This window comes from Desulfitobacterium sp. (genome assembly GCF_982384815.1).
This window is the reverse complement of record NZ_CEVWNY010000041.1, coordinates 1-23,749: the sequence shown is the minus strand read 5'-3', so window position 1 is coordinate 23,749 and position 23,749 is coordinate 1. Positions and strand designations below refer to the sequence as shown.

At 43.7% G+C, this 23,749-nt stretch carries 28 protein-coding genes and 1 other annotated feature; of the genes, 7 read left to right on the top strand and 21 right to left on the bottom strand.

Annotation, left to right across the window (positions count from 1 at the left end):
• The 3 genes from AC1U9U_RS08320 to pepF form a co-directional block, all read right to left on the bottom strand.
• Window positions 1-242, bottom strand: a 242-nt coding sequence (locus AC1U9U_RS08320; RefSeq protein ID WP_479960091.1) for an adenosylhomocysteinase, incomplete at its 3' end; no start/stop codon positions are given.
• A gap of 39 nt (window positions 243-281) precedes the next feature.
• Window positions 282-1,124 carry an Mrp/NBP35 family ATP-binding protein gene (locus AC1U9U_RS08315; RefSeq protein WP_479960090.1) on the bottom strand — a complete coding sequence of 281 codons (843 nt, stop codon included), beginning with the start codon at window positions 1,122-1,124 and terminating at the stop codon, window positions 282-284.
• A 183-nt stretch (window positions 1,125-1,307) separates the two neighbouring features.
• Window positions 1,308-3,107 carry an oligoendopeptidase F gene (gene pepF, locus AC1U9U_RS08310; RefSeq protein ID WP_479960089.1) on the bottom strand — a complete coding sequence of 600 codons (1,800 nt, stop codon included), beginning with the start codon at window positions 3,105-3,107 and terminating at the stop codon, window positions 1,308-1,310.
• 297 nt (window positions 3,108-3,404) lie between these two features.
• Window positions 3,405-3,638 (top strand) — a binding site (T-box leader).
• A gap of 158 nt (window positions 3,639-3,796) precedes the next feature.
• Here pepF and pheA point away from each other — a divergent pair.
• A complete protein-coding gene (gene pheA, locus AC1U9U_RS08305; RefSeq protein WP_479960088.1) occupies window positions 3,797-4,654 on the top strand; it encodes a prephenate dehydratase in 858 nt (285 codons plus the stop codon).
• Window positions 4,655-4,771: 117 nt separating this feature from the next.
• Here the strand turns inward: pheA and thrC are convergent, their stop codons facing one another.
• On the bottom strand, window positions 4,772-6,250 hold the full coding sequence (gene thrC / locus AC1U9U_RS08300; RefSeq protein WP_479960087.1) for a threonine synthase: 1,479 nt from the start codon (window positions 6,248-6,250) through the stop codon (window positions 4,772-4,774).
• A 174-nt stretch (window positions 6,251-6,424) separates the two neighbouring features.
• On the opposite strand from thrC, the gene AC1U9U_RS08295 reads away from it, so the two are divergent.
• Window positions 6,425-7,810 carry a uridine kinase family protein gene (locus AC1U9U_RS08295; RefSeq protein ID WP_479960086.1) on the top strand — a complete coding sequence of 462 codons (1,386 nt, stop codon included), beginning with the start codon at window positions 6,425-6,427 and terminating at the stop codon, window positions 7,808-7,810.
• Window positions 7,811-7,868: 58 nt separating this feature from the next.
• On the opposite strand, the gene AC1U9U_RS08290 is transcribed toward AC1U9U_RS08295, so the two are convergent.
• Both AC1U9U_RS08290 and AC1U9U_RS08285 read right to left on the bottom strand, forming a co-directional pair.
• Window positions 7,869-8,057: a 2-hydroxymuconate tautomerase gene (locus AC1U9U_RS08290; protein WP_479960085.1), complete on the bottom strand. Its 189-nt coding sequence runs from the start codon at window positions 8,055-8,057 to the stop codon at window positions 7,869-7,871.
• Window positions 8,058-8,062: 5 nt separating this feature from the next.
• Complete coding sequence (locus AC1U9U_RS08285; protein ID WP_479960084.1) at window positions 8,063-8,380, bottom strand: GIY-YIG nuclease family protein; 318 nt, start codon at window positions 8,378-8,380, stop codon at window positions 8,063-8,065.
• 79 nt (window positions 8,381-8,459) lie between these two features.
• On the opposite strand from AC1U9U_RS08285, the gene nth reads away from it, so the two are divergent.
• A complete protein-coding gene (gene nth / locus AC1U9U_RS08280; protein WP_479960083.1) occupies window positions 8,460-9,125 on the top strand; it encodes an endonuclease III in 666 nt (221 codons plus the stop codon).
• Here nth and AC1U9U_RS08275 read toward each other — a convergent pair whose 3' ends face one another.
• The 9 genes from AC1U9U_RS08275 to AC1U9U_RS08235 all read right to left on the bottom strand — a co-directional run bounded on the left by AC1U9U_RS08275 (window position 9,126) and on the right by AC1U9U_RS08235 (window position 16,801).
• Window positions 9,126-10,184, bottom strand: coding sequence for an HD-GYP domain-containing protein (locus AC1U9U_RS08275; protein WP_479960082.1), 1,059 nt, complete (start codon window positions 10,182-10,184; stop codon window positions 9,126-9,128). It lies immediately after the preceding gene.
• 157 nt (window positions 10,185-10,341) lie between these two features.
• On the bottom strand, window positions 10,342-11,436 hold the full coding sequence (locus AC1U9U_RS08270) for a VanW family protein (RefSeq protein WP_479960081.1): 1,095 nt from the start codon (window positions 11,434-11,436) through the stop codon (window positions 10,342-10,344).
• 50 nt (window positions 11,437-11,486) lie between these two features.
• On the bottom strand, window positions 11,487-12,263 hold the full coding sequence (locus AC1U9U_RS08265) for a PRC-barrel domain-containing protein (protein ID WP_479960080.1): 777 nt from the start codon (window positions 12,261-12,263) through the stop codon (window positions 11,487-11,489).
• A 3-nt stretch (window positions 12,264-12,266) separates the two neighbouring features.
• Window positions 12,267-13,055 carry an MFS transporter gene (locus tag AC1U9U_RS08260; RefSeq protein WP_479960079.1) on the bottom strand — a complete coding sequence of 263 codons (789 nt, stop codon included), beginning with the start codon at window positions 13,053-13,055 and terminating at the stop codon, window positions 12,267-12,269.
• Window positions 13,056-13,445: 390 nt separating this feature from the next.
• The gene (locus AC1U9U_RS08255) at window positions 13,446-13,601 is read right to left on the bottom strand and encodes a hypothetical protein (RefSeq protein ID WP_479960078.1); all 156 of its coding nucleotides are present in this window, start codon (window positions 13,599-13,601) and stop codon (window positions 13,446-13,448) included.
• A gap of 174 nt (window positions 13,602-13,775) precedes the next feature.
• Complete coding sequence (locus AC1U9U_RS08250) at window positions 13,776-14,396, bottom strand: IMPACT family protein (protein WP_479960077.1); 621 nt, start codon at window positions 14,394-14,396, stop codon at window positions 13,776-13,778.
• Between the two features lie 5 nt (window positions 14,397-14,401).
• A complete protein-coding gene (locus tag AC1U9U_RS08245; protein WP_479960076.1) occupies window positions 14,402-14,797 on the bottom strand; it encodes a thioesterase family protein in 396 nt (131 codons plus the stop codon).
• Window positions 14,798-15,023: 226 nt separating this feature from the next.
• Window positions 15,024-15,743, bottom strand: a complete 720-nt coding sequence (locus AC1U9U_RS08240; RefSeq protein ID WP_479960075.1) for a demethylmenaquinone methyltransferase — start codon at window positions 15,741-15,743, stop codon at window positions 15,024-15,026.
• 74 nt (window positions 15,744-15,817) lie between these two features.
• Window positions 15,818-16,801: an asparaginase gene (locus AC1U9U_RS08235; RefSeq protein ID WP_479960074.1), complete on the bottom strand. Its 984-nt coding sequence runs from the start codon at window positions 16,799-16,801 to the stop codon at window positions 15,818-15,820.
• Window positions 16,802-16,947: 146 nt separating this feature from the next.
• Between AC1U9U_RS08235 and AC1U9U_RS08230 the strand changes: the two genes are divergently transcribed.
• A complete protein-coding gene (locus tag AC1U9U_RS08230; RefSeq protein ID WP_479960073.1) occupies window positions 16,948-17,214 on the top strand; it encodes a late competence development ComFB family protein in 267 nt (88 codons plus the stop codon).
• Here AC1U9U_RS08230 and AC1U9U_RS08225 read toward each other — a convergent pair whose 3' ends face one another.
• Window positions 17,215-17,337 carry a hypothetical protein gene (locus tag AC1U9U_RS08225; RefSeq protein ID WP_479960072.1) on the bottom strand — a complete coding sequence of 41 codons (123 nt, stop codon included), beginning with the start codon at window positions 17,335-17,337 and terminating at the stop codon, window positions 17,215-17,217. It abuts the gene before it with no gap.
• Between the two features lie 94 nt (window positions 17,338-17,431).
• Between AC1U9U_RS08225 and AC1U9U_RS08220 the strand changes: the two genes are divergently transcribed.
• Window positions 17,432-18,106, top strand: coding sequence for a Crp/Fnr family transcriptional regulator (locus AC1U9U_RS08220; RefSeq protein WP_479960071.1), 675 nt, complete (start codon window positions 17,432-17,434; stop codon window positions 18,104-18,106).
• Here AC1U9U_RS08220 and AC1U9U_RS08215 read toward each other — a convergent pair.
• The gene (locus AC1U9U_RS08215) at window positions 18,089-18,958 is read right to left on the bottom strand and encodes a hypothetical protein (protein WP_479960070.1); all 870 of its coding nucleotides are present in this window, start codon (window positions 18,956-18,958) and stop codon (window positions 18,089-18,091) included. The genes AC1U9U_RS08220 and AC1U9U_RS08215 overlap by 18 nt on opposite strands.
• A gap of 155 nt (window positions 18,959-19,113) precedes the next feature.
• Here AC1U9U_RS08215 and AC1U9U_RS08210 point away from each other — a divergent pair, with 155 nt between their 5' ends.
• A complete protein-coding gene (locus tag AC1U9U_RS08210) occupies window positions 19,114-21,366 on the top strand; it encodes a DEAD/DEAH box helicase (RefSeq protein ID WP_479960069.1) in 2,253 nt (750 codons plus the stop codon).
• Between the two features lie 51 nt (window positions 21,367-21,417).
• Window positions 21,418-21,825 carry a hypothetical protein gene (locus tag AC1U9U_RS08205; protein ID WP_479960068.1) on the top strand — a complete coding sequence of 136 codons (408 nt, stop codon included), beginning with the start codon at window positions 21,418-21,420 and terminating at the stop codon, window positions 21,823-21,825.
• Between the two features lie 82 nt (window positions 21,826-21,907).
• Here the strand turns inward: AC1U9U_RS08205 and rd are convergent, their stop codons facing one another.
• The 4 genes from rd to AC1U9U_RS08185 form a co-directional block, all read right to left on the bottom strand.
• On the bottom strand, window positions 21,908-22,072 hold the full coding sequence (gene rd, locus AC1U9U_RS08200) for a rubredoxin (protein WP_479960067.1): 165 nt from the start codon (window positions 22,070-22,072) through the stop codon (window positions 21,908-21,910).
• Window positions 22,073-22,161: 89 nt separating this feature from the next.
• Window positions 22,162-22,602 carry a hypothetical protein gene (locus AC1U9U_RS08195; RefSeq protein WP_479960066.1) on the bottom strand — a complete coding sequence of 147 codons (441 nt, stop codon included), beginning with the start codon at window positions 22,600-22,602 and terminating at the stop codon, window positions 22,162-22,164.
• 21 nt (window positions 22,603-22,623) lie between these two features.
• Window positions 22,624-23,319 (bottom strand): HAD family hydrolase, encoded by a 696-nt coding sequence (locus AC1U9U_RS08190; protein WP_479960065.1) that lies wholly within the window; start codon window positions 23,317-23,319, stop codon window positions 22,624-22,626.
• Window positions 23,320-23,503: 184 nt separating this feature from the next.
• On the bottom strand, window positions 23,504-23,749 hold a 246-nt coding region (locus tag AC1U9U_RS08185), incomplete at its 5' end, for a heterodisulfide reductase-related iron-sulfur binding cluster (RefSeq protein WP_479960064.1).

The following is a 23,749-nucleotide window of genomic DNA, read 5'->3' as shown; positions in this document are numbered from 1 at the left end:
TGGGTGGAAAGAGGATTGCTTGCCACTACCGTAACTTCTGCCCCGCCGGCCTGAATAACTTTGGCAAGATAAGCTGTCTTAGCCTCCAGGTGAAGACAGATGGTTACTTTTTTTCCTTTAAAGGGTAGGGTTCTTTCAAATTCCTCCCGCAAGGTATTTAACACGGGCATATGGGCTTGAACCCAATCGATTTTCAATTGGCCTTGAGGTGCCAATCCCAGATCGCGAATCGTTGATTTCATACTTTCCCGGCTTGAGCCAGGTCACCCCCTCTAAAAACTTTACTTTGCAGTTCTTTCTATTTCCTCAGCCAACCGCTTGGCAATAAGCGCAAAGTTCTCGGATTGGTAATCCTCAATCTCGCCTAGATCCGACATAGTAGCAAGAACAGGATCGATGGGCAATTGCCCCAGATAAGGTATTTCGTTCCTGGCCGCTTCTTCTTTCCCTTGAGGTTTGCCAAAGACCTCAATTATTTCTTCACAATGAGGACAGGATACATAAGCCATATTTTCAATTAATCCATAGAAGGTTACATCATATTTCTTCACCATATTAATAGCTTTGCGTACAATCATCCCCGCCAACTGTTGAGGGCTGGAGACAATGACTACTCCGCTAACAGGCAGCGATTGGAAAACCGTAATCGGTACATCCCCGGTCCCTGGTGGTAAGTCAAGAAGCAAGTAGTCTAGTTCACCCCAAATAACGTCTTTCCAGAACTGTTGGACAAGCTGGGTAATAATCGAACCCCGCCAAATTACCGGGTCGTCCTCATTAGGAACCATCAGGTTTAAAGACATGAGCTTAATTCCATTGGGGGTCACAGTGGGAATTACCCCTGTTTCGTTAACATTGGCTTTACCTTTGATTCCGAAAATTTTCGGGATACTGGGCCCGGTAATATCGGCATCCAGGATACCGACCTTGTACCCTTGGCGCATTAAACTAACTGCCAGCATCGAAGTTACAGAGGATTTCCCAACGCCACCCTTACCACTCATAATGGCAATGACGCTTTTTACATTACTTGCTTGCTGAGCCTTTGTAAGCTCCGGTTTTTCCGAACAAGTTCCCGTAGTGCAAGAACTTTTAGAAGGACAAGAGCCGCATGCATCACTCATAATATTTCATCCTTTCTTTCTAATATATAGATCTGTTTCAAATCATCGGAGTAGCTTTTTCCCCTGAACCTAATACTCTTCCTATCTCATCTCCTTGTCAAGCGTATATCAACTGACGGACATTTTTCATCATCTTCTTGTGCTGCGTAGCGGCATGGCGGGCTACGGACTATTCAGGACTTCTTAGACAAGCTCTTCCAAACGATCCAGGAGACTCTTAAATACTTGAAGTGCCTCTCTTACGGGCACCGGAGTTTCCATATCCACACCCGCTTTGCGCAAAAGCTCAATTGGATAATCCGAGCTGCCACCGGATAAAAACTCAAGATAACGCTCTACAGCCGGCTCTCCCTCCTTAAGAATCTTGCCGGCCAAAGCCGTAGCGGCAGAAAATCCGGTGGCATACTTATATACATAAAAGGCATTATAAAAATGGGGAATTCTCGCCCACTCAATGGCAATTTGAGGGTCCATAACCACGTCCGGGCCATAGTAATCCTTATTAAGTTCCAGATAAACACTGGATAATATATCTGCCGTTAATGCCTCTCCCGCCTCAACCATAGCGTGGGTTTTGCTTTCAAATTCCGCAAACATGGTCTGACGGAAAACCGTTCCTCTAAACTGCTCTAAGTAATGATTTAATAAATAGGCAAGCAACTTCGGATCTTCGGTAGTTTTAAGCAAATGCTCCATGACTAAGGCCTCATTAAGTGTCGAAGCCACTTCCGCCACGAAAATCTTATACCCGGCGTAAATATGAGGCTGGGTCCGGTTAGAAAAGTATGTATGGAGAGAATGCCCCATCTCGTGGGCAATCGTAAACATTGAATCCAAAGTATCCTGATGGTTAAGCAACACATAAGGATGAGCGTTATAGGTTCCCCAGGAATAAGCTCCACTGGTCTTTCCCTGGTTTTCATAAACATCAATCCAGCGGGAATTAAAGCCCTCTACCAAGACCTTCCGATATTCCGGCCCTAAAGGGTTGAGTCCCTCCAGGCACATTTTCACTGCTTCCGGATAGGTTATTTTCATTTTAACTTCCGAAACAATGGGGACATAAATATCATACATATGAAGCTCAGCCAGACCTAAGGCCTTCTTTCTCAGCTTCACATAGCGGTGCATTTCCGGCAGGAACTCCCGAACAGTATCGATCAAGGAGTTATAGACTGTAAGGGGAACTTTATCATCATCTAAGGATGATTCGATCGCCGAAGGATACTGCCGTGCTTTGGCAAAAAACACATCACCCTTAATACTGGAATTAAGAATAGCGGCCCAGGTATTAATCTGCTTCTGATATGTACCATAAAGAGTTTCAAAGGCCTCTTGGCGAACCCCGCGGTTCTCACTTTCCATGAACTGAATAAAGTTACCCTTCGTCAGTTCAACTTCCTCGCCCTGTTCATTTTTAATTGTTGGGAACTTAATATCCGCATTATTAGCCATCCCAAAAATCGTACTGGGAGCATCAGCAATTTCTCCCATTTCCGCCAGCAGTTTTTCCTCAGCAGGGCTTAAAACATGTTCGCGCTTACGCAAAATATCATCGAAGGCATGGTCGTACAGCTTCATCCGGGAGTTTTCCCGGCGGAACTCCTTAAGCCGACCTTCCGGCAAAGCTAGAATCTCCGGGACAACAAAGGCCAAGGCACTGCCGATTCTTACCGAAAGAGCGCCGGCCCGGTCCGTAAGGGCTTGATAGCGTGCTTCGCGATTATCTTCGTCCCGCCGCATCCGGGCATAGGTGTAGATTTCACCGATACTTTGCCCGATTTCATCCATCCATTCAAAGCAGCTCAATAAGATTTCGACAGAGTCACCAAGGTGTCCTTGGAATTCGACCGCCCGTTCGAGAAGTTTTTCCGCTCGCTTAAATTCGTCCTCCCAGGCTTGATCGCTAGGAAAAATATCTTCTAGGCGCCATTTATATTCCTCTGGAATTTCCGAACGAGATTTTAATTTAGCTTGTTCCATTAAGCCACCCTCCTTGATTAACTACACTCCAACCGAACTTTGACCGGAGCCTAATTCTTTCTTTTATTATACTCAGCAATGGCTATCTTTAGCAAAATCCCAAAAATAAAGTGAAACAGGCAGCGTACGTTCCACTGCCTGTTTCTGCCACCTCGTCCACCTATCTCCCAGGAAGGTTCCCCAACCTTCCACACATATTTTAATATGCTTGGATAGTTTGTGCAAGCTAAAAATAAGCTAGAATAAAAATACTTCCTTTTCAATTGGATTCTTGATATAATTTGATAAATCAAAGGGTTAATAACAATGATAGAGAGCATACGTTCAACCAGGCCTTCAGGGAACTAGAGTCGGAGACTGTGAGCTTTAGTGGTTGCTGGAAACGGATATTCACTCTGGAGTTGCGTTCTTGAACTAGGAGTAGAGTGCGCCGGTTGCTGCCGTTATCAGCCTTGATCTAATCATTGATCATGTGAGCGGCTGTTTAGACAGCAAAAAGGGTGGTACCACGTGGCTTAACTCGTCCCTTACTTAGGGAGAGTTAAGCCATTTTTTATTCAACTAGCCGGACTTATATGTTGTATCTGAACATCACAGGACGGAAAAAGTGTCATCCTGAGGGAGGAACGACTGAAGGATCTTTTTCCAGGACAGAAAACAAGCAATGGAAAAGATGAGGAGGATATTCTATGAAAATCGGTTATTTAGGGCCTAAGGGAAGTTTTTCAGAGGAGGCAGTTCAACTATTTCTAGCTACCCAACCGGAAGTTGTCGCTCCCCCGGTGGAGCTTATTCCTTTTACGACAATTCCAAAGCTATTATTGGCCTGCCAAGCTTTGGAGATCGAAGGGGCTTTTGTACCACTGGAAAACTCCACCGAAGGTCAGGTTGGAGTTACCATGGATATGCTGGGTCAAACTGAAAGCCTTTACATTATGAGGGAATTTATTCATCCTGTAGACCAATGCTTAATAACCTCCAAGCCACTGGATTTAAGTCAAATCCAACGAGTTTATTCCCATGAGCAAGCCTTGGGCCAATGTCGTGACTTTCTGGAGACCTATCTAGCCCAGGCGGAGCAAACCTCTTGCCCCAGCACTGCTGAAGCAGCTTTTATGATCTCCAGTAACCCCAAAGAAAATTGGGCTGCCATCGGTCCCCGGAGAGCAGCCACAATTTATAATTTACACTGTCAAGCAGAAAAGATCCAAGACTCCATGCTCAATGCTACCCGTTTTATTTTCGTTGGCCACCATCTGGCGGAGATGAATGAAGAGGACAAAACTTCTCTTTTAATTATTGCCGGTGATACACCCGGTGCCCTGTATAGTGTCCTTCAAGAATTCGCCTTACGCAAAATTAATTTAAGCCGTATTGAGTCTCGCCCCTCGAAAAAGAAGCTGGGAGAATATGTGTTTTTTGTTGATATCGATGGCTATGTATTCTCTCCCTCAATCCAAGAAGCCCTCTGGGCTTTGCGGGACAAGGGAGTCAGCACTAAATTATTAGGTTCATATCCCAAAGCCAAATCAATTGGTAAGGAATAATGATGAAAGACTGTTGCCTTGAACTTATGGTTCGAGACAACAGTCTTTTTAACTAAAATACCCTTTCAGAACGATACCGAGGTCCTTCCCTGAAAATTCTTATCCAAACTTTACTTTCTAATTAGTCAAGTATACCTGCTGTATGAGTTCCGGAATTTCCTCAGGCTTGGCATGATCCAGGGCAAAGGTCGGCTTATCTTTTAAGCCCTGGAGACCTTTAGGAATGGCCCAGCCGGTTATTTCACTGAGTTTTTCAAGATTTGCCCATTCATCTTTAGCTACAGCCTTGGCAGCAATCGCCTCAAGTACCGTTTTGGCAAATTTAAAGGGGCTGGCAGTAGAAGCGATCATCGTAAAGGTATCGTCTTTAGTTTCCTGTTTGTAGTCTTGATATACTTTGATAGCAACCGCGGTATGAGGATCAAGGACATAGGAATGCTCTTGATAGTAGCTTTTAATCACCTCAAGGACCTCTTTTTCATTAGCCCACCCGGCAGCAACCGCTTCTCTAGCCCTGGTGAGTGTCTCTTGATCTACCGTGAATTCCCCCTTCTCCTGCAAATCCTTAAACCAATTATTGACCTTCTGAGCATCTTTTCCGGAGACCTCATAGAGAAAACGCTCGAAGTTACTGGAGATAAGGATGTCCATAGATGGAGAAGATGTTACATAGAAAGGCCGGTTGCGATTATATACCCCTTGAGTGAAGAAATCCGTTAAAACATTATTTTCGTTAGAAGCACAAATCAATTTATTGATGGGTAAGCCAATAACTTGGGCATAATAAGCAGCGAGAATATTACCGAAGTTACCGGTGGGAACGACAACATTCATTTTTTCGCCGGGGCGGATCTGTCCGGATTCCACTCCCTGCAAATAGGCCCAAAAGTAATAGATGATCTGAGGAAGAAGGCGTCCCCAGTTAATCGAATTCGCGGAGGAAAAGGCAATTCTATGCTGTCCAAATTTTTCCCTTAATGCTCTATCGCCAAAGATCTCCTTCACAGTAGACTGACAGTGATCGAAATTTCCAATCACGGGCACAACTTTAGTGTTCAGACCATCGGTAGTGGTCATTTGCTGTTCTTGAACGGCACTCACCCCTCGCTCAGGGTAAAAGACCATTATTTCCGTTCCCTTGACATTTTTAAACCCTTCTAAAGCCGCCTTTCCCGTGTCCCCGGAGGTAGCCACGAGAATCAAAACCTTATCGGTTTGACTTAATACCTGCATACTTTCCCCTAAAAAATAGGGCAACACTTGAAGAGCCATATCTTTAAAGGCCGAAGTAGGGCCATGCCATAATTCCAATATTCCCAGACCGCCTACTTTCATTAGTGGTGCAGGATTGTCCCCAGCGAATACTTTATTATTATATACCCCTGCAGCTTGAACTAATTTGTCTGCCGTAAAATCGGGAAGATAGTATTTAAAAATTAATTGGGCAAGTTGGGAATAGGATAATCCTCTGAGCTCTTGCCAATTTAATTTTGGGTGATCTTTTGGGACAAATAAGCCACCTACCGGAACCATACCTAAGGCAATGGCCTCTTTCCCCGGTTGATCAGGGTAATTACCTCTTGTGCTTTCGTACAACACGCTTCACTCCCCAAGACTTTATCCGCAATGTATTCGCTACCGGTAGACATTTCTCCTTCTCCAGTATACCATTTATTTAGTACAGTAATTCTAAAAACTAAGAGGAAGGTCGGTCCTTCCTGTAGAAACTATATACCAACCCAATGAACCTAGAATAAAGGAGTCAATATCATGAGTATAAATGAATCCACCCATCGCCAATATCGCCAGTCCCTTATTTTTGGTTTAATTACAATAGTCGAGGATCTCTTTCCACGGGAGCAGTTAAAAATCCAGTATTCCATCTTAGACGGGATCTACTGTGAGCTGGATAATTCCCCCCTTTCCCCTCGGGAAGTCAAGTTGATTGATGAAAGACTTCATCAATGGGTTGATGCCAAACCACAGATTATTTCCTGTGCGGAAGATGACGGTTTTTACCGCACAAAAGTTAACAATGCTTTTATCAAGTCCCTCTATCCTGCCTTACATCCGGCGGAAACCTATTGGCCTTTTACTTTAAATTTTTATCCACCTGGATTTATCCTGCTCTTTTCCGATCCCGATCATCCGGATCAACTGCCAAATTACCTGCCTCCGGAAAAACTGGCCGCCACCTTCCTGGAATCTCAGCGTTGGATCGAAAACCTTCGTTTGGATAAAGTGGAAGATATCAATAGAAACGTCCGCAATGGCAACATCGAATTAATCTTCTTAGCGGAGGCACTCCATGAAAAGAAAATCTCCCTGATCGCTGATCGGATCTTGCAACAGCGCAAAAACATCCGTATCATCCTCATTTCCGGTCCTTCTTCCTCAGGTAAAACCACTTTCGCCCAACGCTTATCTACTCAGCTGCGAGTCAATGGAATTCGACCAATTGCCCTGTCTTTGGATGACTATTTTCTTGATCGGGAAAACACTCCCCTTGACCAAGATGGTCAGTATGATTTTGAAGCCCTCGAAGCCTTAGATCTCCCTCTTTTAAACGAGCATGTCAGAGCTTTAATCCATGGTGAAGAAATCGAACGTCCAGTCTTTGATTTTGTCGCCGGACAAAGGAAAGCGGAAGGACAGCTGATGAAGCTGGAGAAGGATGAAATTCTGGTCATGGAGGGAATCCACGCCCTTAATCCACGACTTCTACCCTCCTTAGAACGTACGCAGCTTTTTAAAATCTATATCAGCGCACTCTTTCAGCCCAATATTGATTTCCATAACCGCATTTCCACTACCGAAGCACGTCTCATTCGCCGCCTCGTCCGTGATGACAAATACCGGGGCATCACCCCCGAAGGGAGTCTCAATCAATGGCCAAGTGTACGGCGGGGGGAAAACAACAATATTTTCCCTTATCAAGAGGAAGCAGATGTCATGTTCAATTCCAGCCTTCTTTATGAGCTTAATGCTCTTAAAGCCTATGCAGAACCACTGTTAGTTTCGGTTCCTGTAGATCACCCCTATTACGCTACCGCATCTCACCTTTTAAGACTTCTCCATCATTTTGAAATTCTTGATGTTTCTAAAGTACCCTTTAACTCCATCCTACGCGAATTTATCGGTGGGTGTATTTATTAGAATAATGAAAGGCTGACCTTGCATTAACTGCAATAATCAGCCTCTTTTTTGGCTATTATCACCGGCTTTCGGAGGCAAGAACACCGCCTTTGGCCAAGTTCCCTTTTTCCATATCCCGGATGATAATTGTTACGTTTTCTGCCTTTGCTCCAGTGGTTTCGACAATAGCTTGAGTTACTTTTTCCGCCATTGCCTTCTTTTGTTCATAAGTGCGCCCTTCCAAAAGTTCGATTTGTACAATTGGCATATTAATCATCCTTTCCAAACTCTCTCTTCAATCCCCATATTAAACTCGTAACCATGCCCTTGGGCACGGATAAGCAACAATTCCGGCTCGGCAACCAGTTCCTCCTTTTCCTTTCGCGAAAAGCGCTTTAGAAAAGCCTCTAACCGAAGAGCTTGACTACGATTCTCAACTGTCCAAGCCTGTAAAAGGGTCACCGGGCGCCGCCCCCGGGTATACTTGGCCCCTTTTCCCTCATTATGTTCTTGGATTCTTTTCTCCAGCCTTGGAGTTGAACCGGCATACAAGGTATTATCCGTACAACGAATTATATAAACCCAATACATGATCTTCCACTTAATACTCCCTTTCCTTTATTGGTAACGGTTTTAGATATTTGCGATAATTAATTTCAAGGAGGTTAACATGATTAAAACAAAACCTGACGAATTAATGACTAACCCCGAAAAGGTTAACACTATTCTTCGCCTTTTAGCCGATACCTATCCCGACGCCCACTGTGAGTTGAATTATGCCACTCCCTTTGAGCTGCTCATCGCCACTATGCTGAGTGCTCAGGCAACAGATAAAAAAGTTAACCAAGTGACTGAAAAGCTTTTTCAGAATTATAATACTCCTGAAGATTTCTTAACCTTAACCTTAACGGAGCTGGAAAACCTTATTAAAGAAATCGGTCTTTACCATAATAAAGCTAAAAATATCCTGGCCACTTGTAAGATTTTAGTGGCGGAATATGGTGGTAAGGTTCCCCCGGAGCTGGAAGCCCTGACTAAGCTGCCCGGTGTCGGAAGAAAAACTGCCAATGTAGTATTGAGCAATGCCTTCGGTATACCTGCATTAGCTGTAGACACACATGTTCTTCGGGTCTCCAATCGACTCGGCTTAGCCCAGGGAACTAATCCGGATGTTATCGAGAAACAGTTGCAAGATCGTATCCAGCGTTCCCAGTGGAATCAAGCCCACCATTGGTTAATCTGGCATGGACGGAGAATCTGTGCAGCCCGCAACCCCAAATGTCAGGACTGTCCTCTCGCGACCATCTGTCCAAGTTCCACAGTCGTCAAAGATTAATTAGCTCAATACTTCTGTTATAAAAACAATCCTGTTTTCAACCATATTATACTCTTTCCCTTGACCAACCTCAAAGTTCATATCATCAAAGACCCGAACTACCGGACGTGCCGGTATACTTGGATTTTGATCCACAACAACGCCTATTTCTCCTGTATTCAAACGAACGGTACTCCCTGTAGGATATGCGGCAATATTACGCAAAAATAAGCGCACCGGCTCTAAGGGAAAAGCCTTGCCTACCAGCCCCATGAGGATCTCACAGGCCTCGTGGGGCATCACTCTTTTGAGGCCGCTGTGATCGGAAGTCAGTTTATCATAAAGGTTCGCAATAGCCACAATTTGCGCCAAAGGATGAATTTCATCCCCTTTAAGTTGCCGTGGATATCCGGTTCCATCAATATGCTCATGGTGTTGAAAGGCAATATGAGCTACAACAAGATTAAGCTCTTTGCGCTTGCGCAATTCCTCAAAACCCAAAGTTGTATGGATTTTGAGTTCCTCCTCCTCTTCCCTAGTTAGATTGTTATAATTCTCCAGAATATTTTGGGGAAGATGCACTTTACCAATATCATGCAATAAAGCGCCTACCGCTAGTGTCTCAAGCCTTTCCTTATCTAAAAGCATGACTTTACCCAGGACTGTAGAAAGGACACAGACATTTACCGAATGGGCAAAAGTATGATTATCCTTACTGCGAATATCCATCATGTTGATTAAGATATCTTTTTTGAACAAGATCTGTTCGACGATTTTACTGACCATATCGCGCAAATGGAATTCATCAATGTTTTTACCAAGTCGGACCGCCTGGGAAGCCTGCTCGATGATCTCCATTGCTTCCCTTCTATTCTCTTCATCAATGACATCTTCCGGTACTACGTCATCAAAACGGTCGTCCTCAATATAAACAATGGTGATCCCCATATCCCGCATCTTGCTTATATATAGAGGCGTCAGCTTGACTCCTTTTCCTAATAATACCCGCCCATTACTGGAATAAATAGTTTTTCCCAAAACATCGCCAATTTTAAGGGAATTCACATTTACTTGACGCACCAATTTCCCCCCTTACAATAACCACATTTTCTCACGAAGACACAAAGAGCACTCACTTATTGTAATGTATTATTTTATCTACCCGTTAATGATCCGGATAATGCCATTTAGTTATATTAAAAGCGCACTCAGTATACACGGGTGCGCTTTTTCTTAATTATTTGGGGTCGTTAATCCAATCCTCCGGTTTGACGGGATAACCATCAGGGGCTTGCAGTGTAGGGTGATCCGAATCAGATACACCAAAGATTCTCACGCGCACCCAATTTTTACCTGTCTTGGTGCTAATAAGGAGATAGTTTTGAGTATCATTTCTAAAACGAAAATCCAATACTCCATAAGCTACTGTTGCATCCTCTCTTCTCGGAACATAGGACACCGGCAGTGAATGGGTATGCCTTTCCGTAACCTTTAGATTAGCCTGTTTAATTGCCTGATAAAGGGTGGTGGAATCTTGGCAGATTCCACCACCATCATCGGTCACAACCCGGTTGCCCATAAATACCAACGCAGGTAGATAACCTTTGGCAGAGTCCCGCTCTCCTACTACGTCATTGAAGGAAAATTCTCCGCCGGGAGGGAGAACCACCCCATCAATGGCCTTAGCTGCAAGCTCAATATTATTAACCCTTTCGTAAAAAGAAGGATCAAAATAGGTTGTGTAATCCCCTAAAGTATCCTTCACCTTCTGTAATTCTTCGGTAGTCGGATGAACTTCTATTACTTCTGTAAGCAAAGGCACTGCTTCAAAACCTTTGCTTTGTCGTAACTTCTCCCAGGACAATTCAATGTTCAAGCTTTCACCGCTACTACCTTCCACTAGAACAACTGCTCCATTTTCATAATAAACCCGAGCCGCCTTTCCTTCACGGTCAATTCTTCGAGCAAATTCTTGCAGTTGAATAAAAATTTCCCCTTTATTAAATTTTTCCGGGGATTGCAAGGAACCGGGAATTCTCCCTAAATACTCAAAGGCATCGGCTAGCAAGCTTCCGGTGGATATAGCGTATTGACTATTAAGATAATCTTCCAAGTCTCGATAAGTTTCTTTAAGCTCTAGAGGGTAAATTTCTTGATTATAGATTACGGCTTTAGGGATCTCATTAGTAAGGATTTCATATGCTTCTTCTTTTGTCATCCCACTTAAATCGTTTCCCCAGATCGTTAATCCTTCAGGAGCCTTTGCATATCCTGCCCCATAAGTCACCGATGCCCCCAAGAGGACTGAAAGGAGGAGCTGACTAAGTAGCATTATTAAAAGCAAGAGAAATGGTTTCCTTTTTAACATATATAAATCCTAACTTAATTTTTATGGAGTAAAGATGTGATTTCCATTAGCTTGTTACGGGTAGTAATCTGACGAATTATCCCTTCCGTCATGGGTTCACCGGCATGCAAAACTTCACCGCTGTCAAGTACAATGTCCTGAACTACAGCTTTACCGACAAAGTACTGTAATTGTCTTTGCTCAAAGAGATTAAAGTCCGCAGTTTCATTGGGTTGATCGCTTATTGCTGCCATAGTAACAACTTCCGGAGACTCATCAACTACCGGCGATAGTTCGGTATTTTCATTACCAGGAAGCTCAGTAGCCGCTACCTTCATGCTTTCACCGGGATCTTGCTCAATAATCAAAAGTTCCTTACCAAAGGTAATGATTTGTTCACCATTAACTTGACGGTTTTCCCCTTGATTATCTGTGATGGTACATTGAGCAATCTTACCGGTCACCTCATCAATGAGAATCTCTTTGACTTCTCCGCTTAAGGCTCCTTTTTTCGTCAAAACTTTAGTCCCAATTACCTCCACGCCTTGCTTAAGAAGCTCCTGCGCTTCAGGACTATTGGCTACGCTTTGGATTACCTCAGGATTGGGGACTGTCAAAGCAAATTCACCCAAACCCACAATATCGGGATAAGCTATAACTTTAGCTCCGAAATAATCTGAGGGTTGGTCCACAACAAAAAAATCCAGACTCCCTTTTTGTGGATTGAGAATAAAGTCCTTTACCGTTCCTATCTGAGTTCCTTCGGATATACTAATAATTCGTAGACCTTTGATTTCCGCACTTGCCTTCATTAATCAATCAATCCTTCCTAGATAATTACCTGGGAATGGCAGTTTCTCTTTTTCCAACCACTCCATCAGCTTCATCCCCCAGCCCGGAGGAGCATTTTGAATATACTCATTGAGATAAGGTGCAACCTTATCCAACGCATCATGAGTTGAAAGACCATTCATCCAATACTCACAAGCTTCCACAATCAAGTAGTAAGCTATATCACAGGATGGCTTCTTATCCAAAGCCAAGATAAACCATTCTGCGGCCAAATGATACCGTCCTTGCTCTTTGGCCTGAAATCCTTTTTCGATCAATTGCTCTAAACTGAATTCCGTATTATCGGCCCGTATCTCCCGATCTTTAACCGGCTCCCCGGTCCACTCTAATATCCCCTCTTCCTCAGTAGCCGGTATTTCCGCAGGTTCTTCCGGATCAATAGGTACCTCCGCTACAACGAGTTCTTTAGACTCCTCTTCAATCACCTCGGGATGCCTAAACTTTTCTGAAATCAAAAGTTCTCCGGTATCGCCCGTCTCTATAGATTCCATTAGCTCTTCAGGCTCTATATGTACCGCCTCTGAATCAACATACTCACTGAGTATTCCTGAAAGCTCCGGATCAGTAAGAACTTCGCCACTACTTTCATGAGGGCATTTCTTTGCTTTGGTGGCGGGCATATGATCTCTAAAAACCATAATTCCTAAGGGTATAAGAAGAAGAGCGGCTACTAAAAGACCCCATTCAAGAACTTTTCCACGCCGAAGAAAAAAAGGAAACAGCAGAGCGAGGCTGACCATAAGCAAGGACATAAATAAGGCCTCCAGCTTTTTCAGGTTGAAGCGGCCGGACATTAGCATCATAATAATGATAAAGGGGGCGCTGACACCAATTACGGTTATCCAATATAGCGAAATCTCCTGCTCCCCCCCTTGTTTTCCTTCAACTATCTCGTATATTCGACATAAACCTAGTTTCTCCTGCTCTTTTAAGGAATTCCCGTTTTATCCATGTTAATAATAATCCCCGAATCCATCTCTTCACCTCCATCTATATGCATTGTAGTAGGTAGTTCTTACAAACCTCTGAAATTCCGCTCTAGACTATTATCCATGCCTCGGTGATACCGCTAGAGCAGCATGAAATCAGATCAATTAAAAAGACTGCCTAAATCTTAGACAGTCCTTAAGTAACAAAATTCTTTATGCCTGAGCAATTCTTGTAACCTTTCCTTCTCTCTTAGGGGTATTAAAGGAATTAATGGTGATTTTAAAAATTTGGCGTAAGGAAGCACAAATTGCAACGCCACAAGTGAGTAAGAATATCCCAAGAATTAACATAGCAATCCAGCCTAACATTCGGTTCCCTCCTCTTAAAAATATTTAGAAGTGATCAATATGTTATATAACGCTAGTTAACAATTTCACTTTCTTTGCTTTTATTATACGTGAAATATATACCAAATACAAGTGAAAGTTATCTTTTTCCTAAAGTAAAAATAGTCTGACTTTTTTATCTTCTTTAAACGCTTGCTATTTTGCGCGCATGGTAATACCAAGTTCCTGCGGATTGATTTTACGATCGGTAAAATCCGCCAGCCAATCGAGAAATCTCAGTCGATCATCCCATGGAATAAAAACTTGGAATTTTACTGTTACCAGAAATTCCTCATTCCCCATCTTCCAAGAAAACTGCCTCAACTGATATTTTAAGGGTTCATACCAATCATAACCGGCTTCGATTGCGAAGACGACATGAGGTACAAGCCGCTGAACAGGAGCCTGGTCCATGAGCTGACGAGCGGTTCCCCCGTATGCACGGGTTAGCCCCCCAGCTCCTAAAAGAATACCCCCGAAATATCTGACAATCACTACTAAGACATCCCAAATTTCACGATATTGCAGAACCTCAAGAACCGGCCTGCCACCGGTTCCTTGAGGTTCACCATCATCAGTTGATTTTTCCAGTTTCCCTTGGTAGAGCCGATAGGCGTACACATAATGGCGTGCGTTGGGATAAAGTTGGCGAACTTCCTGAAGTTTTTCTTCAACTTCGTTCGTGTTGCTAACCGGATAGACAATACCAATAAATCGGGATTTATCTATTACTTGCTCCCATGTAGATTCTTCTTGCAGTGTAAAATAGCTATCCATGACAATTACTCCTGTCCGTTACTCTTTAACAGTGTTTTAGTCATGAATTTTTCGGCATCGATTAAAAAACGCTCATGCAAGCCGGAGCCGATTTGTTCTTTTTCATCAAAGGCTTCAACTCTAAAGACTAAACGGCGGCGGTCAATCTCAATTAACTCTGCATTAGCCCATACTTTCATGCCCAGAGGGGTTGCCGCTGTATGTTTAATAGCTAAGGAAACACCCACGCTGCTTTGTCCATCCTCCAGCACTAAAGCATTAACAGCCGCTTCCTCCATCATTGCCACTAAAGCCGGGGTAGCAAAGACAGCCAAAGAACCGCTCCCCATCGTCTTTGCTGTATTGGCTTGGTCCACTGTCTTTTCCGCTCTTCCCTTTAGGCCGACTACTAATTCTGTCATTATTTCCACCTCTTAATCCCTAATTCTTAATCCCTAATATTTCATTTTTACTTACTTTAACATAAATTACCGAAATAAGTTGCTTATTCGCTCTAGTTTTTGATATAAAGATCCTTCGCTATGCTCAGGATGACACTCCACCATGTCATGCTGAACGCAGTGAGGCATCTTGACCCAATAAAATTTTCCATTTGCTGATAATTAGGCTTGCTGATGTTTATCATCCTTATTTAGGTTTACGGCCACTAACGATAGCCACTACCCCGCCGGCGAGATTTTGATAACGGGTTTCGATCAGCCCGCAGCGCGCAAAAATATTTGCTAGTTCCTGCTGGGCCGGAAATTCTACAGCGGAGTCATGAAGATATTGATAAGCCTTGCCTTTTCCTGCCCCAAGCTTACCCATCAAAGGAACCAATTTATCAAAATATAGCCAGTAAGCCTGTTTAAAAACGGGCATAGTTGGCTTAGCCATGTCTAGAGAAACAACCATACTGCCTGGCTTGACCACGCGAATCATTTCTCGGATGCCTTTTTCCAGATCGGGGAGATTGCGAAGTCCCCAGCCCACTGTGGCTCCGTCAAAAGAATTATCGGCAAAAGGCAGGTTCATGGCATCTCCTTGACGCAAATCAATTATGGAACGATATGGGGAACCAGACAAATTCTCTTTGGCTTTTTCCAACATATTTTCCGAAAAGTCCAACCCGGTAACATGTCCCGATTGGCTTACGGCCATGGCAAGCTCCAAAGATAGTTGAGCGGTACCACAGCAAATATCTACCATCTGCATTCCCGATTTTGCTTCTACGGTACGAACGGCTATTTTACGCCATTCTTTATCTAAGCCAAAACTCATCAGAGTGTTCATAAGGTCATAACGCTTGGCAATGGAGTTAAAGGTCTCCTGAACATATGTAGCTTTATCTTTACCGGAATAATCCATCCTATTAAATCCCCGCTTTCCTAGGCTTCAAATATGTCTTTCATTAGGATTGTAATTGATTATTCATGACTTGTCTACTTTACACCACCACGGTTGAGAATTTCCCGAAGCTCTTTTAAAGGCACTCCCAAGCCTAAGGCAATGCTTAGAAGCAAGCGAACTTTCTCAGTGGATAGATCGCCGGCAAAGATAGCCCCATGACGTTGAAGATCAGCCCCTCCGCCCGGATAGCCATAGATGGGGGCAGTACGTCCGAATAAACAACGGGAAGTTATAACCACAGGAATATGACGTTCCGTAATCTTCTGAATCGCCGGAACCAGTTCCGGCGGAAGGTTACCCCTACCAAAGGCCTCAATAACGATTCCCTCTACTTGCGAATTCACCATGCAGTCTAAAGAATTTTCATCCATACCGGTATAAGCCTTACTAATTATTACCTTGGCCAGCCTGGTGGGAAGCTCAAATTTAATTGAAGGCTCCGGCTTGCGGTGCCAGATAACTTCATCATAATCGATACTGCCCAAGGATCCTAATTCACCGGAACTAAAGGCATCAACTTGACTAGTGTGGAGTTTGCGGACATCCCTTGCTGCATGAATTTCTTCGTTAAGGGCAATCAATACCCCCCGACCCTTGGCATGGGAATCTAAGGCTATCCGCATAGCATTATGGAGATTGCGCGGTCCATCCGAGTCTCTTTCCGAGGCATCCCGCTGGGAGGCGGTAAGAATAACCGGTCGCTGATCCTTAACCGTTAAATCTAAGAAATAGGCTGTTTCTTCTAAGGTATCTGTCCCATGGGTTATGATTATCCCCGCATAGCCGGAGTCGGCAAAACTCTCATTGACAACTCGTGCCAGATTAAGCATCCGCCCCGGATCAAAATTACAACTGGCAACATTGCTGAATTCACTGATATCCCACTGGGCGATTTCTCGCAACTGAGGCATACTATCCAAAAGATCATGACCTGAAACGGCCGGTACTGCCTTGCCAAATTCATCTTTCCGCATTGCTATAGTACCGCCGGTAGCGATTAATTTAATCTTCTCCATTTTCTCCCTCTTTTCTTTCCGTAGGGCCCAGTGGTATTTTACCCTGATTCTTAAAAAAGGTGTAGTTATTTTCCAAATTCTCTTGTATGAAAACCTAATACCTACTATTATGATGGTAGGATAACATTTAAAGGGGAGGCAGCAAAATGTATGAATTAAAAAACCACACTGAAAGTGTGGTACAGCAAGCCCTAAAGGAATATATGGAAAAATACAAACTACCTTGCGGCTGTGAACGTTGTCAAGCCGATATTAAAGCACTCACTCTCAATCAATTGCCCTGCAAGTATTATGTTTCTCTGAAAGGAGAAATCCTTACCCATTGGGAATCAGATTCTTTACCGGATAAAACCCGGGTTCTTTCAGCTATCGTGCTAGCGGCCAAGCAAGTAGCAAATACACCTTCACACTAATCACATCTCACCGCAAACAATTACTATTGCTGTGACTAGGATAAAGATAATCAAAGCCGTAATCTTGAATTGTGAATTAGCTACAAAACGAACACTAATTGGAGTGCTGTCCACAGTTTGCATAATTGACTCTCCTTAATTATTATATAGTATTGTTATTCTGATTAACGAATTTCTGTGAAGATTAATCTATAAGCTAAAAGTGAGGGATATTTTTTTGCTCGATCCACAGTCCCTGAGACGTTTTACTTTATTTTCATCCCTAGCTGATGAAGACCTGATTGCCCTTTTACCTCAGTTCAAAACTCGCAAATACCGAAGAGGCCAGATTCTTTTTATCGAGGGGGAAATCGGCAATTTGGTTTACTTTGTTTTAGAGGGCCAAGTCAAGCTCAGTAAGACTTTACCGGACGGCAATGAACAGATTCTTGACTGGTGTGGCCCCAATGACAGCCTTGCCGAGATTTTATTGGTTGAGCCAGGCTCCTACCCGGCTACGGCAGAAGCAGTAAAAGAAAGTACGCTGCTTGTTTTTTCCAATCGGGGAATGGTAGAAATCTTGGAAAATCACCCTCGTTTAGCGGTTACTCTGATTCGTATCCTGAATATGCGTTTGCGACTGTATCAAGAATTTATCCGGGTCCTGACCAGCCGCTCAACCGCAGGAATTTTAGCCACCCTCTTGCTTAGGCTGGCAAAGCCGGCCGACTCTCCGGGGCTCCCCATTTATTTCGATGCAACTCTAACTAATCGTGACTTAGCCAGTATGATTGGAACCTCTAGGGAATTAGTAAACCGCACCTTAAACCAATGGAAAAAGTTAAAAATCATCCGGCAAAATGAAGACCGTATGGAGATTCTGCGCCCCCAAGAACTAGCGGACTGGCCATGATGAGAGCGGCCGCGGCCCTGCTGCTTTTTCCAGTTCTAGTGAGTGCAGACAATTCCACACTCCTTCCCAGGACAATTCCGGATTACGCCGCCAAAAAATTATGGCGGCTCTTACTTTTTCTATGCTGCTTTCTTGGGGGATCAAACGCAAAAAGCTCTTCCCGCCCCACGACTTCACCCATTCCATATAGCAATGCTGGTACTCCGGTGGATGCTTCTTAATATGCTTTAAGGTAAAAAAGGAAGTGATTCCAATTAGGGTAGTATCCTCATTGCCCCGCTGAAAGGATTGTCCGTCTAAATCTTGGCCGGCAAGAACCAATAAGCTATAGAGGAAATGAATGCGAACAACTTGCCTCAAGCTCTCCGGATTTAATTTCAGGATCTCCGCTAATCTTCCTAAAGGGCGAAGGTAAATCTTAATACCAGGATCTGTGAAAGTAATATTTGCAAACGCCGAAAGCGGTAAAGGAAATAAATCCTCTAAACTCGCTTCCTCCAATCGAGCGATCAGGTCAATCTCAAGTTGGGATAATTTACGGTCCTGTTGGTGAATTTTCTCTGAACTCTCCCGCAAAAAAGTTTCCGCCTCTTTCGGTTGCTCCGGTAATTCCTCAAACCATTCTCGCAGACGGGCTCGGCGAGGCATAAGAATCTCTAATAATGTGGCGGTCTCCTGGTGGAGGTTTCTAAATCCCTTTTTAATTTCATCGGGATCCCGGTAAAGACCACGCATTAAAGCTTCCGCCCCCTGGGGAACCTCCATAGTTTCCTCAAAACGAATTACCGCCTCACCGTTTTTTTCCGGAAAACGCAATCCCATAGCTTGTTCGGCCTCTAGGCGCAATGACATTAATACTCCCCCCTTGGCCAGTTCTATAATTCATCTTATGGCCTTTGGGGGATGAACATGCCATCTTTTACCGAGAATAATACTACCATAATTTGACCCCTGATTAAGGGTTTGTTAAAATAAGTAAAACCCAGGAAGAAACGAGATGATATTTCATGACAGAACGCATCTACCATGGTTTAACCCTAGATCCTTTTCAAACGGAAGCTTTAGCGGCCATTGATGCCGGCAAATCCGTAATTGTAGCAGCACCTACCGGAACCGGAAAAACCCTGGTAGCAGACTATCTGGTGGAAAAGATCATGGCAGAGAGACGCCGGATTATATATACTGCTCCCATTAAAGCATTAAGCAACCAAAAATTCAAAGATTATAAAGCCCTTTTCGGAACGGAAAATATCGGCATCTTAACTGGTGATGTGGTACTTAATTCCGAAGCTCCCCTCTTGATTATGACCACAGAAATTTTCCGCAACCAGGTCATTACCGATGATCCTACCTTGGAGTCCGTATCCTACATCATTTTCGATGAAATCCACTGGCTTAATGATGAAGAACGAGGCACCGTTTGGGAAGAGTCCATAATTTTAGCCCCTTCCCACATGAAGCTGCTCGGTTTAAGTGCCACAATTGCCAATGCTGAGCAGTTAGTAGAATGGATCGCTGATATCCGTAATGAAGAGGTAGCTTTAATTCAGGAAAATCGCCGGATCGTGCCTTTAGAATATTATTATTTTGCCAAGGACACAGGGCTGGTCACCTATGATAAGCTTTGGAAATACTATCGCCAGCGTATCAAAGACACCGGTTTCAGCGAGGGCAATTTGTTTGCCCCTACTAACCACATCGATCTCATTAAAGCTATCCAAAAACAATACCTCCCCGCCCTTTATTTCGTCTTTAGTCGTCGGCAGTGTGCCGATAAGGCCTCCGAATTAGCCTCCTTTACCAATTATTTAAAACCACTGGAAAGGAAACTGGTAGAGGACGCCTTCTTAGAGCATTTTGGTCCGGAAGCTGAGTGGTCGGCTTCTACTCGTCTATTACGACGGGTAGCCGTTAAAGGGATTGCCTTTCATCACGCCGGACTGATACCGGCCCAAAAAGTATTGGTGGAAGAGCTTTTTCTCCAACGGTTGATCCACGTTCTTTACTGTACGGAAACCTTCAGTGTCGGCATTAATTATCCGGTGCGTTCTGTTTGTTTTGATACTCTTAATAAATTTGACGGTCGTAATTTTCGCCCTTTGGCCAATCACGAGTTCTTTCAGATGTCTGGACGCGCCGGCCGCCGGGGGTTAGATGAACGAGGTTATTCTTTTGCTTTAGTGGATCTTAATTACATGGAGAAAAGTCCACCACCCCGTTTTAATATTAACAGACTGGAACCACTGACCAGCCAATTTAGATTAAGCTATAATACAGTTCTAAACCTCCAGGCTACCTTAACAACCGAACAAATCCAAATATATTTTCAAAAAAGCTTTGCCGCCCATAGTTACCTACAAACCCATGGTCAATTGATAGCGGAGCTTGCACAATTGGAGGAGCAATTCAACACCAACGGAAAAAATGTATGCTCTCATGCCGACTCCTTCGCCTGTCCTGTAAAGTATCTGCCCAAAAAGAAAGAATTGGATCGGCTTAAACGAGCCTACCAAGCCTTAGGTCCCCGCCGCCAAAATCGGGTCTATGGCCGGGAAATGGCCCGCAAGATCAAAAACTGGGAAAAACTTTTAGCCCACACCCCGCAAAAATGTCCTAATTCAAAGCTGACTCATTGCGAAGAAGAAAGTAAAAACCGTAGAAAATTACAACAAAGCATGGCGGAAATCCGGAAAGAGCTTAAGGCTTTACCGGATCAGGATTATTTCTTCAAGGAATTTGAGTATAAAAAGAATCAATTGATCCAGATGGGGTATATCCGCGGAGACGCCCTGCTCCCCCGTGGAGAATGCGCCCGTCATATCTATGTTCAAGAATTATTGGTTACGGAATTGATCTTTTCAGGATTGTTCGATACTCTCGATGATGACCAATTAAACGGTTTGCTCTCGGTGATTGATTTTGAAGCGAGGAAAAACGATTATTTTCAGAGACTACCGGTCCTCGATTGGACTCCAGTCCATGATTTAGCTCGTTACCTTCAAAGCATCTGCGGCACCGACTCCGTCCGCTATGATCCTCGTGTCTCAGTCATCGTTTATTCCTGGAGCCAAGGATTGTCTTTTGCAGAAGTTCAGCGGCTTTCTAACCTAGATGAAGGAGACATCATATCCGTGATTCGCCGTACCATTGACCTGCTCCGGCAAATGAAGGATGCGGTAACAGATCCGGCACTACTCCAGCGTTTAAAATCTTGCCTGGATAAGCTGGACCGTGACGAAGCGGCAGTTCTTGCCCTTTAAACATGCATATAAATTCCAAGAAATGCTCATAATTGTCTTGAGGTGATTAACTTGGAATATGTGGTTGGTTTAAAAAAAGAACTAGATCTTCTCAATGAACAGGATGCCCAAAAAAGGTATTTGGAACTGGTAGCTATGGGATACAAGGACAATGACATCATTCTGGCTACACCTGTTTCTGTTCAAGTCTATCTAAATATTGGTCAAAACACGGTAGCACAAGCTAATCCCGCTATGTTCTCCGGGGTAACGAACCAAACCCAAAACACAGCGGCTCCTGGCTATCCCATGTCTATGCCGGGCAAAGAACAAGCCTGCGCCGACCAAAATCCTCAAACGACCATGGCAACCAACAATGGTGAATTCGACCCGGCCCAAGCCAATCCGGGTATGACACTTTTTCGAAACAGTGGTGAACCGGGACCAAGTGACGAGCTTCCTTCCGATACCATCAGTTAGATTTCATTGCCCATTGACAAAAGGCCGTTGCAAACGAACTAAAATAGTTCGTTTAGCAACGGCCTTTTGTCACTATGTATTACTACTCCTCATAAACCTCAAATTCATCTTTGCTTACCCCACAGGTTGGGCAAACCCAGTCCTCGGGAATATCCTCGAAAGCTGTTCCGGGAGCCACACCGGAATCCGGATCACCTACCGCGGGATCATAAACATACTGACAGACTGTGCATACATACTTTTTCATGCTGATTCCTCCTAACAAAGTTATCTATAGATCTTTTTTTATATTATGTCCATACCACTTGCTCTCATCCATTTTAAGCAATGCCAGGGTTAGGTTCTGTAAATCGAAACCCCATACTGCCTCTGAACATACTTACGAAAATCCTCTGCACATTCACAGGGGTAATCATGTTCACAGAAACCAACTTCAAGCTTACCCAATAGATGATGATAAAGAACATGAACATTTATATAAACATGTTGGGCCGTCCTGCGAACCCTTAAATATTTCAGCAATACAAGAAAAAAAGTTATCATTAGAAGAATATCCAGCAAGAAAAAATCCAACGGCGCAGTAACCATTATACACCATAAACTAAGAAAACCGGAAAAAATAACAAACATCATCCAAAATATTTCCCTATGCTTAAGGCTCTCTAATTCCCGATATCGCCTTAAAAACTCATGCAATACTCCACGCATATGTTTAGGTACAATGTTTGCCTCGGCAATGCCCCAGTTGGCAGATGCTTGCTGGACAAAAACTCCCATGTCGCTTCCCTCTCTTTAACCTTAGAGATTTCCCGCCTTAATTCGCTGTGTCAGTTCTGCGATATCTCCCTTATAGGTTGTTTGGATATCTTCATCAAGTGGCCCTACATAAAAAGTCTTCATGCCAATTTCTTGAGCGATCAGATCTTCAACAGGGTGATTCCCTACCATTAAACACTCACTAGCATCCAACTCCAAATTGTTAGCTAATTCGCGGTAAAATCCAACTTGGGGCTTGCAATAATGAAAGGACTCTATACAAGGGATGACCTTGAATATCTCCGGAGATAATCCGGCCCAGCGAACCCGTTCTTCAATGGCTTGAATCGGCATAACCGGATTAGCCGCAACGGCCACAGTGTATCCCTTTGCGATTGCACTCTCCACTGCTTCTTTTCCGTGCGGATTAATTTTCACCAGGCAACGCAGCGCCGGAAAATCCGTACGGTAAAAAGCCTCAAAAATAGGCCATAAAGTATTATAAGTTAACCCCGTGTTTTTAGTAAAATCGGCAAAAAAGGTTTGAAGATTAGTTTTTCCTTCTAATGGTTGCTTAATCATCGCTTCTGTAGAACGATTTAATTGTTTGGCAAATTCCTTCGGGGCCATAAATTGTTTAAAACGCGGGGCCAAAAGACCCACATAGTTCTGCATAAATTCATCCTGATCCATAATAGTTAAGGTTCCATCCAAGTCAAACAGTATAGATTTTATCATACTTCCTCCTAGATTTACCATTGGTTATCATATAATATAAGTATATTTTACCACAAAAACAGGGCAACTAGGAAATTAAACTCTTTATCAGAGAAGCACTGCTTTAAAGCAGTGCTTCTCCGGCATCCCTAGCTCTTCGGCTTCCACCTCTAATCTTTCCGCGTGGAAGAATTGGTATTCCGACTTATTTTTGACGTTTTTCTAAAAGCAGCTCGGCAGTATGCTTAACTTTAACCTTTAGATCGGTTTGATCAATGCCCCCGGCAATTTGCATAAGGCATCCCGGACAGTCCACTGCCACAACCTCGGCACCGGTGGCCTCAATATTGTGAATTTTCCTTTCCAGAATCGGTCCGGACATTTCCGGGAACTTAATGGAATAAGACCCGGCAAAACCACAACAGCGATCCGACTCATTCATTTCCACCAG

Excerpts from the sequence above, each read along its gene's own strand:
- AC1U9U_RS08315 (WP_479960090.1), bottom strand. The coding sequence starts at position 1,124 with ATGAGTGATGCATGCGGCTCTTGTCCTTCTAAAAGTTCTTGCACTACG.
- pepF (WP_479960089.1), bottom strand. The coding sequence starts at position 3,107 with ATGGAACAAGCTAAATTAAAATCTCGTTCGGAAATTCCAGAGGAATAT.
- pheA (WP_479960088.1), top strand. The coding sequence starts at position 3,797 with ATGAAAATCGGTTATTTAGGGCCTAAGGGAAGTTTTTCAGAGGAGGCA.
- AC1U9U_RS08295 (WP_479960086.1), top strand. The coding sequence starts at position 6,425 with ATGAGTATAAATGAATCCACCCATCGCCAATATCGCCAGTCCCTTATT.
- AC1U9U_RS08290 (WP_479960085.1), bottom strand. The coding sequence starts at position 8,057 with ATGCCAATTGTACAAATCGAACTTTTGGAAGGGCGCACTTATGAACAA.
- AC1U9U_RS08285 (WP_479960084.1), bottom strand. The coding sequence starts at position 8,380 with ATGTATTGGGTTTATATAATTCGTTGTACGGATAATACCTTGTATGCC.
- nth (WP_479960083.1), top strand. The coding sequence starts at position 8,460 with ATGATTAAAACAAAACCTGACGAATTAATGACTAACCCCGAAAAGGTT.
- AC1U9U_RS08270 (WP_479960081.1), bottom strand. The coding sequence starts at position 11,436 with ATGCTACTTAGTCAGCTCCTCCTTTCAGTCCTCTTGGGGGCATCGGTG.
- AC1U9U_RS08265 (WP_479960080.1), bottom strand. The coding sequence starts at position 12,263 with ATGAAGGCAAGTGCGGAAATCAAAGGTCTACGAATTATTAGTATATCC.
- AC1U9U_RS08260 (WP_479960079.1), bottom strand. The coding sequence starts at position 13,055 with ATGTCCTTGCTTATGGTCAGCCTCGCTCTGCTGTTTCCTTTTTTTCTT.
- AC1U9U_RS08255 (WP_479960078.1), bottom strand. The coding sequence starts at position 13,601 with ATGTTAGGCTGGATTGCTATGTTAATTCTTGGGATATTCTTACTCACT.
- AC1U9U_RS08250 (WP_479960077.1), bottom strand. The coding sequence starts at position 14,396 with ATGGATAGCTATTTTACACTGCAAGAAGAATCTACATGGGAGCAAGTA.
- AC1U9U_RS08245 (WP_479960076.1), bottom strand. The coding sequence starts at position 14,797 with ATGACAGAATTAGTAGTCGGCCTAAAGGGAAGAGCGGAAAAGACAGTG.
- AC1U9U_RS08240 (WP_479960075.1), bottom strand. The coding sequence starts at position 15,743 with ATGGATTATTCCGGTAAAGATAAAGCTACATATGTTCAGGAGACCTTT.
- AC1U9U_RS08235 (WP_479960074.1), bottom strand. The coding sequence starts at position 16,801 with ATGGAGAAGATTAAATTAATCGCTACCGGCGGTACTATAGCAATGCGG.
- AC1U9U_RS08230 (WP_479960073.1), top strand. The coding sequence starts at position 16,948 with ATGTATGAATTAAAAAACCACACTGAAAGTGTGGTACAGCAAGCCCTA.
- AC1U9U_RS08225 (WP_479960072.1), bottom strand. The coding sequence starts at position 17,337 with ATGCAAACTGTGGACAGCACTCCAATTAGTGTTCGTTTTGTAGCTAAT.
- AC1U9U_RS08215 (WP_479960070.1), bottom strand. The coding sequence starts at position 18,958 with ATGTCATTGCGCCTAGAGGCCGAACAAGCTATGGGATTGCGTTTTCCG.
- AC1U9U_RS08210 (WP_479960069.1), top strand. The coding sequence starts at position 19,114 with ATGACAGAACGCATCTACCATGGTTTAACCCTAGATCCTTTTCAAACG.
- rd (WP_479960067.1), bottom strand. The coding sequence starts at position 22,072 with ATGAAAAAGTATGTATGCACAGTCTGTCAGTATGTTTATGATCCCGCG.
- AC1U9U_RS08195 (WP_479960066.1), bottom strand. The coding sequence starts at position 22,602 with ATGGGAGTTTTTGTCCAGCAAGCATCTGCCAACTGGGGCATTGCCGAG.
- AC1U9U_RS08190 (WP_479960065.1), bottom strand. The coding sequence starts at position 23,319 with ATGATAAAATCTATACTGTTTGACTTGGATGGAACCTTAACTATTATG.